The sequence below is a fragment of the Streptomyces sp. MUSC 14 genome (genome assembly GCF_001866675.1).
Classification (GTDB): Bacteria; Actinomycetota; Actinomycetes; order Streptomycetales; family Streptomycetaceae; genus Streptomyces.
On the sequence record NZ_MLYN01000027.1, the window covers coordinates 33,709 to 44,629 of the forward strand.

General features: G+C 71.7%; 9 protein-coding genes. 6 read left to right on the forward strand and 3 right to left on the reverse strand.

What is annotated here, in order from left to right:
- Nucleotides 1–34: 34 nt before the first annotated feature.
- The 3 genes from fusA to rpsL are packed head-to-tail and all read right to left on the reverse strand — an operon-like array spanning nucleotide 35 to nucleotide 3,045.
- On the reverse strand, nucleotides 35–2,161 hold the full coding sequence (gene fusA / locus BIV25_RS17995) for an elongation factor G (protein WP_071373358.1): 2,127 nt from the start codon (nucleotides 2,159–2,161) through the stop codon (nucleotides 35–37).
- 39 nt (nucleotides 2,162–2,200) lie between these two features.
- Nucleotides 2,201–2,671 (reverse strand): 30S ribosomal protein S7, encoded by a 471-nt coding sequence (rpsG, locus tag BIV25_RS18000; protein ID WP_003992340.1) that lies wholly within the window; start codon nucleotides 2,669–2,671, stop codon nucleotides 2,201–2,203.
- A gap of 2 nt (nucleotides 2,672–2,673) precedes the next feature.
- The gene (gene rpsL, locus BIV25_RS18005) at nucleotides 2,674–3,045 is read right to left on the reverse strand and encodes a 30S ribosomal protein S12 (protein WP_003948652.1); all 372 of its coding nucleotides are present in this window, start codon (nucleotides 3,043–3,045) and stop codon (nucleotides 2,674–2,676) included.
- A gap of 454 nt (nucleotides 3,046–3,499) precedes the next feature.
- Here rpsL and BIV25_RS18010 point away from each other — a divergent pair, with 454 nt between their 5' ends.
- The 6 genes from BIV25_RS18010 to BIV25_RS18035 all read left to right on the forward strand — a co-directional run bounded on the left by BIV25_RS18010 (nucleotide 3,500) and on the right by BIV25_RS18035 (nucleotide 10,910).
- Nucleotides 3,500–4,264 (forward strand): Crp/Fnr family transcriptional regulator, encoded by a 765-nt coding sequence (locus BIV25_RS18010; RefSeq protein WP_071373359.1) that lies wholly within the window; start codon nucleotides 3,500–3,502, stop codon nucleotides 4,262–4,264.
- A gap of 123 nt (nucleotides 4,265–4,387) precedes the next feature.
- Nucleotides 4,388–5,290: a hypothetical protein gene (locus BIV25_RS18015; RefSeq protein ID WP_071373360.1), complete on the forward strand. Its 903-nt coding sequence runs from the start codon at nucleotides 4,388–4,390 to the stop codon at nucleotides 5,288–5,290.
- A complete protein-coding gene (locus tag BIV25_RS18020; protein WP_071373361.1) occupies nucleotides 5,287–7,536 on the forward strand; it encodes a hypothetical protein in 2,250 nt (749 codons plus the stop codon). Before BIV25_RS18015 ends, BIV25_RS18020 begins: the two co-directional genes overlap by 4 nt.
- Before the next feature lie 70 nt (nucleotides 7,537–7,606).
- Nucleotides 7,607–9,106 carry a hypothetical protein gene (locus tag BIV25_RS18025; RefSeq protein ID WP_071373362.1) on the forward strand — a complete coding sequence of 500 codons (1,500 nt, stop codon included), beginning with the start codon at nucleotides 7,607–7,609 and terminating at the stop codon, nucleotides 9,104–9,106.
- Nucleotides 9,103–9,636 (forward strand): Pycsar system effector family protein, encoded by a 534-nt coding sequence (locus BIV25_RS18030; RefSeq protein ID WP_079176706.1) that lies wholly within the window; start codon nucleotides 9,103–9,105, stop codon nucleotides 9,634–9,636. Before BIV25_RS18025 ends, BIV25_RS18030 begins: the two co-directional genes overlap by 4 nt.
- Nucleotides 9,637–9,686: 50 nt before the next feature.
- On the forward strand, nucleotides 9,687–10,910 hold the full coding sequence (locus tag BIV25_RS18035; protein ID WP_071373363.1) for a M48 family metalloprotease: 1,224 nt from the start codon (nucleotides 9,687–9,689) through the stop codon (nucleotides 10,908–10,910).
- Nucleotides 10,911–10,921: the final 11 nt, after the last annotated feature.

Here is a 10,921-nt window from a genome sequence, read left to right on the forward strand (position 1 = left end):
CGGAGTCAAGCCTAAAGCGTGTGAACGCGGAGCGTTACTCGCCCTTGGCCTTCGCGATGATCTCCTCGGCGACGTTCCGCGGAACCTCGGCGTAGGAGTCGAACTGCATCGAGTAGCTTGCGCGACCCGACGTCTTGCTGCGGAGGTCGCCGACGTAGCCGAACATCTCCGACAGGGGCACGAGGCCCTTCACGACGCGAGCGCCGGCACGCTCCTCCATGGCCTGGATCTGGCCACGGCGGGAGTTGATGTCGCCGATGACCTCACCCATGTAGTCCTCGGGCGTGGTGACCTCGACGGCCATCATCGGCTCAAGGAGCACGGGGGACGCCTTGCGCGCGGCCTCCTTGAAGGCCTGCGAACCGGCGATCTTGAAGGCGAGCTCGGAGGAGTCGACCTCGTGGTAGGCACCGTCGTGCAGGATCACGCGGACACCGGTCATCTCGTAACCGGCGAGGATGCCGAACTGCATGGCCTCCTGCGCACCGGCGTCCACCGAAGGGATGTACTCCTTCGGGATACGGCCACCGGTCACCTTGTTCACGAACTCGTACGAGGTGTCGCCACCCTCGAGCGGCTCGATGCCGATCTGCACCTTCGCGAACTGACCGGTACCACCGGTCTGCTTCTTGTGGGTGAAGTCGACGCGCTCGACGGCCTTGCGGATCGTCTCGCGGTAGGCCACCTGCGGCTTGCCGACGTTGGCCTCGACCTTGAACTCACGGCGCATACGGTCGACCAGCACCTCGAGGTGCAGCTCGCCCATACCACCGATGATGGTCTGGCCGGTCTCCTCGTCCGAGTGGACCTGGAAGGACGGGTCCTCCTCGGCCAGGCGCTGGATCGCGACGCCCAGCTTCTCCTGGTCGCCCTTCGACTTGGGCTCGATGGCGACCTGGATGACCGGCGCCGGGAAGTCCATGGACTCCAGGATGACCGGGTTCTTGTCGTCGGACAGCGTCTCACCGGTGGTGGTCTGCTTCAGGCCCATGACGGCGACGATGTCACCGGCGCCCACCGACTCGATCTCCTCACGCTTGTTGGCGTGCATGCGGTAGATCTTGCCGATGCGCTCCTTCTTGCCCTTGACGGAGTTCAGCACCGAAGAGCCGGACTCCAGGCGGCCCGAGTACACCCGGACGAAGGTGAGCTTGCCGAGGTGCGGGTCGCTCATGATCTTGAACGCCAGCGCCGAGAGGGGCTCCTCGTCGGACGGCTTGCGCTTGACGACGACCTCGGGGTCCTTGACGTCGTGGCCCTCGATGGCCTCGATGTCGACCGGGGACGGCAGGTAGCGCACGACCGCGTCGAGCAGGGGCTGGACGCCCTTGTTCTTGAACGCGGTGCCGCAGAACACCGGGGTGATCGTCTTGCCGTCGGACTTGCCGGACGCGATGGTGATACGACGGATCGCGGCGTACAGCTGCTCCTCGGAAGGCTCCTCGCCCTCCAGGTACAGCTCCATGATCTCTTCGTCGTTCTCGGCGACGGCCTCGACCAGCTTGCCGCGCCACTCCTCGGCGGCCTCGGTGTGCGTGGCCGGGATGTCGACGACGTCGTACATCTCGCCCTTGGTGGCCTCGGCGGACCAGACCAGGGCCTTCATGCGGACGAGGTCCACGACACCCTGGAAGTCGGCCTCGGCACCGATCGGGAGCTGCATGACGATCGGCTGCGCGCCCAGGCGGTCGACGATCATGTCGACACAGCGGTGGAACTCCGCGCCCGTGCGGTCGAGCTTGTTGACGAAGCAGATACGCGGAACGCCGTATCGGTCCGCCTGACGCCACACCGTCTCGGACTGGGGCTCGACGCCGGCGACGCCGTCGAACACCGTCACGGCACCGTCGAGCACACGCAGGGAGCGCTCCACCTCGACGGTGAAGTCGACGTGACCCGGGGTGTCGATGATGTTGATGGTGTGGTCGACGTCTTCCAGCGGCCAGTGGCAGGTGGTGGCAGCAGAGGTGATCGTGATGCCACGCTCCTGCTCCTGCTCCATCCAGTCCATGGTGGCAGCGCCGTCGTGGACCTCACCGATCTTGTACGACACACCGGTGTAGAACAGGATCCGCTCGGTGGTGGTCGTCTTGCCCGCGTCGATGTGGGCCATGATCCCGATGTTGCGGACCTTGGCCAGGTCAAGTGAAGTGGTAGCCATAAGGCTTCAGTCTTCTCTCGGTCTCGATGTGGGTAGCGACTACCAGCGGTAGTGCGCGAAGGCCTTGTTGGACTCGGCCATCTTGTGCGTGTCCTCGCGCTTCTTGACGGCCGCACCGAGGCCGTTCGAAGCGTCGAGAAGCTCGTTGAGCAGACGCTCGGTCATGGTCTTCTCGCGACGGGCGCGGGAGTAACCGACCAGCCAGCGCAGCGCGAGCGTGTTGGCGCGACCGGGCTTGACCTCGATCGGAACCTGGTACGTCGCACCACCGACACGGCGGGACTTGACCTCAAGGGTCGGCTTGATGTTCTCCAGCGCGCGCTTCAGCGTGATGATCGGGTCGTTGCCCGTCTTCTCACGCAGACCCTCCATGGCGCCGTAGACGATGCGCTCGGCGGTGGAGCGCTTGCCGTTCAGCAGCACCTTGTTGATGAGCGACGTGACCAGAGGAGAACCGTAGACCGGGTCGATGATGACCGGGCGCTTCGGGGCGGGGCCCTTACGAGGCATTCTTACTTCTCCTTCTTGGCGCCGTAGCGGGAACGGGCCTGCTTGCGGTTCTTGACACCCTGGGTGTCGAGGGAGCCACGGATGATCTTGTAGCGAACACCCGGCAGGTCCTTCACACGGCCGCCGCGCACGAGCACGATGGAGTGCTCCTGCAGGTTGTGTCCCTCACCCGGAATGTAAGCGGTGACCTCGATCCCGCTGGTCAGACGCACACGCGCGACCTTACGCAGGGCCGAGTTCGGCTTCTTCGGGGTGGTCGTGAACACACGCGTGCAGACGCCACGACGCTGAGGGGAACCCTCAAGTGCGGGCGTCTTGTTCTTCTCGACCTTGTCCTGCCGGCCCTTGCGGACCAGCTGCTGGATCGTAGGCACTACTTCTCCGGTTTCTGTGTGCCGAATGGTGAAGCTAACCTGGAACGTCGCCGACCCACGCGGTCGGGTGTGTCGAATCCCGCAGACCTTGCCGCAAGGGCGAAAGGGCGCAGAGTACGGTGGCCATGTGCGGCTCGCCGTGCGGTTGAAGGCACGCACGAGAGCCAGGGCACACCCCAGGCACAAGGTCTGAGCGTACCTACCTCACGGACTTCGGTCAAAACAAATGGAGCGGGCCCCGACACGCCGGACTTCTCACCTCGTGAGCGAGCTTTCGTCCCAGTTGTCCGATGGCTGTCCTACGGCCGTCCGGGCACCGCATCGTCCCTGGTCGGAGGGGCCACCGACGACCTTCGGACATGTATGGCCGATTTGCAGTCTTGCCGGGGGTGCGGCCCATGCGCTTTCAGTACGTTGATCCGTCCGCTGCGGGTGAACAATTCGGGGGGCCGGCATGACGAGCGCATGGACCACCACGTCGGTACGGGACGACGGCGGCCTGGACGACCGGGTGCCCTTCCTGGCCCGGCTGGAGACGGAGGACCGGGCGGCACTTCTGGCACTGGGCCGGGAGCTGACGTTCCCCGCCCGTACGGTGCTGATCCGCCAGAGCGAGCCGTCGTCGTACGTGCTCTTCCTCGTCCAGGGCTGGACGAAGGTGACCGCGGCGGCCACCAACGGCTACGAGGCGCTGCTCGCGCTGCGCGGCCCCGGTGACATCGTCGGCGAGTCGTCGGCGATCACCGGCCGGCCGCGGTCGGCGACGGTGACCGCGCTGGAGCCGGTGCGTTCGCTGGCCGTGGAGCACGAACGGTTCCGCGGCTTCCTCCGGCACTCCCCCGCCACGTCCTTCGCGCTGCTGGGCCTGACCGCCGACCGCACCCGCGCCGCCGACCGCCGCCGTCTGGAGTTCGCCTCCCTGAACGTGCGCGAGCGCCTCGCCGTCCTCCTCCTGGAGCTGGCCCGCACCCACGGCCGCCGCACCGAGGAGGGCATCGAGCTCTCCGTACCGCTGAGCAAGCAGGAGCTGGCGGGCTCGGTGGGCGCCTCGCGCGAGATGGTGCAGCGCCTGCTGAGGGAGCTCCGCGACAAGCAGGCGGTCACCACGGGCCGCCGCACCCTCCTGATCCGCCGCCCCGACGTGCTCCGGCAGATAGCGGCGTCGTCGGTGGAGGGAGCACCGGCGATTCCCTCGCCGCCCGGGTCGCCCGAGGGATGACACGGGTCCCCGGATTCACTCTGTGCACACGGTCACACTTCGACTGCGTCATCCGCCCTCACGGCCGGCACCGGCGCCGGGCCACTCTGCTGCCCTGCACGGCGCAACTCCCGAGAGGCGACCATGACCGACCCCGTGAGCCGGACGATCCTGCTGCTGGACATCGAGCGGTTCAGCGACCGAGACGACGTCGAGCAGGCCTATCTGCGGCGCATGCTCTACGACCTCACCGACCGCGCGCTGGAACACGCGGGCATCGACGAGACCCTGCGGCTGCGGGCCGACCGCGGGGACGCGGTGATGGAGCTGATCGACGCGAACGCCTCGGTCACCGCGCTGCTGCGGGTCCTGCTCAGCGAGGTCCCGGCCGAGCTGCGCGCCGTCAACCGCATGGCGTCCCGCTCCGCGCAGATGCGGCTGCGCGGCGTCGTCGCCACCGGCTACGTCGCCGTGGACGAGCACGACGGCTGGGTCGGCGCCGATCTGAACCACGCCTGCCGGCTGCTGGACGCCGCCCTGCTGCGCCAGGCCCTGCGCGAGCGGCACGACGACTTCGCGCTGTGCGTCTCGGACGCCCTGTACGCCGGGGTGGTGCGCCACGACCACCCGGGCATCCCCGCCGGCGACTTCCGCCCGGTGACGGTGGACAGCAAGAACGGCCCGCTGCGGGCCTGGCTGCACGGGCCGCTGCCGGTCGGCCGGGACGGCCGCGCGGACCGGGATCACGACCACGGTGACACGGGGGAGGTGCCGGGCGGATCGGGGGACCGTCCGGCACCGCGGCCGCCCGCCGCGCCGGACGGCCCGGCGGGAGCCCCGGCGCCGGGCGCCCCCGCCACCGGGACGTCCATCACCATCCAGGGCGGCACCTTCAGCGGCGGCGTGCTCGGCGGCAACCAGTACGGAGGGATCAGCGGCGGCCACTTCACCGGCGACGTCTCTCTCGGCGAACAGCGTGGTGGCGGCCGTGGCGACGGCGGCGGGAGAGACGGCCGTGACGGCCGCGGCCGGGGTGCGGACGCATGAGCACGCCCGAGCCGCAGGAACCACCCCGCCCGGCCGGACCGCCGGCACCCGAGCCGGCCGCCGCGGACGAACCCCGGCCGGCCGACGCCGCCGCGGACCCGGAGGCGGCCGAGGAACGGGACCAGCCGCAGGACGCCTGGTCGGCCCGGCGCGACCTGGTCGACCACAGCCCGCGCTCCATGAACGTCGGCGAGCGAGCCCGCTTCAGCGGCGGCCTGCTCGGCGGCGACCAGCACGGCGGGATCAGCGGCGGCCACTTCACCGGCGACGTCTTCCTCGGCGGCAGGACGGAGGTCTACCGGGTCGGCGCACCGGGCACCGCGGCCCCGGCCTCCGGCGAGGTGCCCGAGGCCGCGCTGGCGGAGCTGGAGCGCGGCTTCGCGGCCGACGAGCAGCTGATGGAGCGCCTGCTGCGGCGGCTGCGCGAGGACCGGGTGCTGGTGCTGTCCGGCGGCCGCTTCACCGGCCGGCGCACCGCCGCGCTGATGCTGCTGCGCCGCCTCGGCGCCCACCCCGTGCGCACCCTGGCCCGCGACACCACCGCCGGCTCCCTCGCCGACCGGTTCGGCGACGAGCAGGCCGCACCGGACGCGCCGGGCCGGGACAAGGCCCGCGGCCATGTGCTGTGCGACCTCACCCCGCGCCGCGACCAGCCGCTGCGCTGGACCCACCTGCTCGCCGTCCGCGAGCGCCTCGCCGAGCGGGACGCCTACCTCGTCGTCACACTCGACCCCGGCGCCGCGCTGGACGACGTGACCGCCGAGGAATGGCGTCCGCCGGCCGCCGCCGAGGTGCTCGGCGCCCGGCTCCGCGCCCGCACCGACGAGGAGACGGCCGGCCGGCTGCTCGCCCTGCCGGAGGTCGCCGACTTCCTGGGGCGCGACCACCAGCCGCGCGAGACCGCCGAGTTCGCCGCGCTGCTCGTCCGGTACGCGTCCGAAGAGGCCGGCGCGGCCGACGTGGCACGGTTCTCGCTGGCGTCCCTGGAGAGCCAGGTCCAGGAGTGGTTCGAGGCCCCGGAGGCCGAACTGCACCTGCGCGACAAGGCCTTCCTCGTCGCCCTCGCCGCCTTCGACGGCGGGCCGTACGCGCTCACCGCCGAGCTGAGCGACCTGCTCTACCGCCACCTCCAGGAGACCGAGAACCGCGCCCGCGTCCCCGAGGTCCCCGTCTTCGGCACACACGTCGGCAAGCGGCTGCAGCTGGCCCGTGCGGAGATGAAGTGGGAGCCCGAGCAGACCGAGTGGGGCCCGGTCGACCAGCAGAAGGCCGTGTTCCGCGACGAGCGAGCCTCGCTGGTGCTGCTGCGCGAGGTGTGGACGGGCCACCCCTCCGCCCGGCCCGCACTGATCCGCTGGCTGCGCCAACTGGCCGACGACGGGCGCCCGTTGGTGCGCACCCGGGCCGCCTCCACCGTGGCGGTTCTCGCCCGCACCGATCTGCCGTCCGCGATGGCGCTGGTCATCGAGCCGTGGGGCACCTCCAAGCGGTACCGGCACCGGCTCGTGGCCGTCAACGCGCTCGCCCTGGCCCACCTGGTCGGCACACCCAACATCCCGCGCATCCTCGACGTCTGGTGCGAGGACGGCCCGGCGCCGCTGCGCTGGGTGGCCGTACGGGCGTACGGGCTGATCGGGGCGGAGCGCCCGGCGCAGGCCATGGCCGCCCTGCGCCGTGCCGTACGGCGGCTGTACGAGGACCAGCCCGACGACATCGACGGCGAGCTGGCCGCCGAACTGGCCGAGTCCGTCGCGCTGTTGCTGCTGTCGGCCGCGAGCGACAGCGTCCTCGGCGAGCTGTGCGCCCACCTCGACGACGACCGTGCCGTGCACGACCTGACGCTGGCCGGATTCATCGGGGCGTGCGAGCACACCGAGGGCGACGAACCGTACGGCGCTCCGCTCGTCCTCGACTGGTTCGCCCGCGCGGCCACCGAGCGCGCCACCGCCGGCCCGGTGACCGACGACCGTACGACCGCCGCGCAGGGCGTGCCGTTCCTCTGGCGGGCCGCGCTGGCCGAGCTGGGCACCACACGGCAGGCGCTGGGGGTCCTGAGCCGCTGGGTGCTGATCGCCGACCGGTCGGCGCCCGTCGAGTGGGCCCTGGCCGCGCTGCTGCCGAGGCTCGTCACCACCGCCACCGAGTACGAGCGGCTGAGCCATCTGCTGCGCACCATGCCGGGCGAGGACGGCACTCCCCCGCCCGGGGTCGCGGCCCGCCTGCTGACCGTGCTGTCCGCCCACTGACCCGCCCGTCCCGCCGACCCGCCCGTCCCGCAGACCGACCCATCCGCAGACCGACCCGGGAAGACACACCATGCCCTCCTTCCGGCAACCCGAGTGGCAGCAGCCCGCCGACCGGCACACCCAGCTGGTCGACCCGGTGCTCACCGTGCGGCAGCTGTCGCGCTTCGAGTTCAACTTCCGATCCCTGGTCCGCATCGACCACGCGCTCGTCTTCTCCACGCCGAAGGGCTCCTACGAGGCCTACCTGCCGCCCCAGCGGCCGACGCGCGCCGAGATCACGGCCAAGCGCTACTCCGCCGTCTACGAGGTGGACATGGGCGTCCACCCGCACACCTCCACCCTCACGCTGCCGAGCGACAACGACGCCTTCGAGTTCACCGCCGAGATCGACCTGTCCTGGCAGGTGCTGGACCCGGCCCGGTTCGTGGCGAGCGGGCACAGGGACGTGCCCGCGCTGGTGCTCGGCGAACTCCAGCAGGCGGCCCGGCCGGTCACCCGGCGCTTCCCGGTCGCGCAGAGCGCCTCGGCCGAGCAGGAACTGCTCCGGGCGGTGACCGTGCTGGGGCCGCTCGGGGCGCCCGCGGGACTCCAGGTCACCTGGACCCTGCGGCTGCGGCGCGACCAGGCCGACATCGAGCACCAGCAACGGCTGCGGGCCATCGACCACTCCGCCACCGAGCAGTCCTTCGCCGCCCAGCGGGGCATGCAGGTCGACGTGGACATGGACCGCCGGCTGCGGCAGCAGGACGCGCTCCAGATCGAGCGGGCCGTCGCGTACGGCACCCAGCAGCAGGAACTCCTGCTCCAGCAGCAGCGCCTGCAGCACGAGCAGGCGATGCTCGCGAGCGGGCAGCACCATGAGCTCGCCCTCCAGCAGGGGCGTCAGCAGGTGGAGTTGCAGCAGATCGAGGCCCAGAAGATCGAGTTCTACCAGTTCCATCTCCAGCAGGGCGGCGTGCACTCCTGGGCCCTCCACCTCGCCCAGCACCCCGAGGACTCCCAGCTGGTGATGCGCAGCATGCGCGAGGACCAACTGCGCATGATCCAGGCCCAGATGGACCTGGTGAAGCAGCTGCTGAGCAGCGACACGGCCGAGAACTACGAGCTGGAGGGCCCCAAACAGCTGGCCCTGCGCACGGTCAGCGACATCCTCAACCAGCGCCTCCCCGGCGTACCGCAGAACCCGCCGCTGCTGCCGCAGGGCCCGCCGCAGGCGGTGCCGGCAGAGGCGATGCCGGCGGAGCCCGCGAGCCCGCCGCAGCCCCTCGCCCCGGCTGTCCCTGCTGCCCCGTCGGCCCCACCGGCACCGGCCGCACCACCGGTTGCGCCCTACACCCCGCCGGGCATGCCCGGTCCGTACGCCACCCCCGGCTTCCCGGCTCCGCCCGCCTACGCGCCGCCGCCCCCGCCCGCCTACGCCCCGACGGCACCGGCCGCACCGGCCTGGCAGCCGCCTCCCGGGTACGGCACGACACCGACGGTGCCGGATCCGGGTGCGGGTGCGGCGGCGCAGCCGGAGGACTCGAAGCCCCCGGCCGCGCCCGGCGACGGCGAAGCGAGCGGTACGTGACGACCGCGGACCCCGCCGCACCGGCGGACCCGGACACCCCCGGCGCCGCCCGGCTCTGCACGCGGCTGCTCGCCGAGACGCGCGGCGAGATCGCCCACGCCGACAACAAGGCCTCCGTCCTCGTCGCCGCGCTCGGGATGACCGCCGGGGTGTTCAGCGCGCTGCTCGCGGGGCGGAACTGGAGCCCGTCCGCGCTCTCCGTGGCCGGCACCGTCGTGTGGTGGGCCGGGGCCCTGTCCCTGCTGGTCTCGCTGCTCGCCCTGCTCCTCGCCGTACTGCCCCGCTACCGGCTGGGCACCTGGACGCCCGGGGAACCGCTGTCGTACTTCGGTGACATCCAACAGGCCGTCCGGCAGGGCCGTCTGGACTCCGCTCTCGCCGACACCGAGCGGCGTCCCACGGCCGGGCTGACCCGCGCGCTCACCGAGAACAGCCGGATCGCCGCGCGCAAGCACCAGTGGATCCGCACCGGGCTCATCGCCTTCTGCGCCGGCACGGTCCTGCTGCCGGCCTCCCTGCTGATCGGCTGATCCGCCGCTCGGCAGCCGTCCCCACGCACGTGAAGGAACGAACGACCGCCATGACCTCACCACCGGACCACCCCGCGCCATCCGCCCGCCCGCATCCCGCACCGCCCCCGGCGCCGCCGGCGTACCCGACGGCATCGCCGACGCCCCCGCCGTATCCGCAGGCAGCCGCCGCTCCCCCGTACCCCGCTCCCCCACAGGCGGCGCCGCCCGTGCCGCCGCAGTACCCGGGGCCCGCTCCGCAGTACCCGACGGCGCCGCCGCCCGTGCCCCCCGTCGCGCCCCCCGTCGCGCCGCCGGTCCCGGCGCAGCACCCGCACCACATCGACACCGACCGGGGCCGCGTCTTCCTCAGCGACAAGCAGCGCCAGACGGACGCCACGGCCTGGGGGAACCTGCTGCTGCACGTGCCCAACTTCCTGTGCAGCCTCTTCGTCGTCGGCCTGGTCTCCGCGTTCTTCGGGGGCTTCGGCATCGTCGTCGTACTCGCCTGGCTCGCCAGCGGCGCGCTCGTCTTCCACCGGCCCACCGAGAGCGCGCTGGCGCGCCATGTGTTCCGGCTGCGCCACCCCACTCCGCAGGAACGCGCCGTACTCGAACCGGTCTGGCGGGAGGTCACGGCCCGCGCCGGGGTCGAGGGCCGCAACTACGAGCTGTGGGTGGAGGACAGCGACGCCCTGAACGCGGTCGCGGCCGCCGGGCACATCGTCGGCGTCACCCGCTTCGCCATGAACGGGCTGCCCAACGGCCAGCTGGCCGCCGTCATGGCGCACGAGCTGGGCCACCACGTCGGCGGCCACGCCTGGTCCTCGCTGCTCGGCTACTGGTACGCCCTGCCCGGCCGGACGGCCTGGCGGGTGCTGAAGGCGGTCTCGGGCTTCACGTTCAAGATCTCGCGCGCCTTCGGCTGCTTCGGCATGGGCTTCCTCGTCCTGGTCGTCGGCAGCATCGGACTGGCCACGATCGGCACGTTCTACGGCCTGCCGCTGCTGCTCCTGGCCGTGCCGTACGCCCTGGCCGCCGTGGGCCGCCGCGCCGAACTGCGGGCCGACGAGCACGCCGCCGCGCTGGGCTTCGCCCCGATGCTGGCGGCCGTCCTCGACACGATGCACCGGCAGGAGCAGTGGCAGCAGGCCCAGCTGGCCGCGCGCAACGGCGGACGGCACGTCGAGGAGAGCGCACTGGCCCGGCTGCTGTCCTCCCACCCCGACCACCACACCCGGCTGCACCACCTCCAGCCCTACCTGCAGCCGCAGGGCCCGGCACAGTCCGGGTGAACACGCCGAAG

Bases quoted from the DNA above. Each gene is read 5' to 3' on its own strand.
- fusA (WP_071373358.1), bottom strand. From the start codon at position 2,161: ATGGCTACCACTTCACTTGACCTGGCCAAGGTCCGCAACATCGGGATC.
- rpsG (WP_003992340.1), bottom strand. From the start codon at position 2,671: ATGCCTCGTAAGGGCCCCGCCCCGAAGCGCCCGGTCATCATCGACCCG.
- BIV25_RS18010 (WP_071373359.1), top strand. From the start codon at position 3,500: ATGACGAGCGCATGGACCACCACGTCGGTACGGGACGACGGCGGCCTG.
- BIV25_RS18015 (WP_071373360.1), top strand. From the start codon at position 4,388: ATGACCGACCCCGTGAGCCGGACGATCCTGCTGCTGGACATCGAGCGG.
- BIV25_RS18020 (WP_071373361.1), top strand. From the start codon at position 5,287: ATGAGCACGCCCGAGCCGCAGGAACCACCCCGCCCGGCCGGACCGCCG.
- BIV25_RS18025 (WP_071373362.1), top strand. From the start codon at position 7,607: ATGCCCTCCTTCCGGCAACCCGAGTGGCAGCAGCCCGCCGACCGGCAC.
- BIV25_RS18035 (WP_071373363.1), top strand. From the start codon at position 9,687: ATGACCTCACCACCGGACCACCCCGCGCCATCCGCCCGCCCGCATCCC.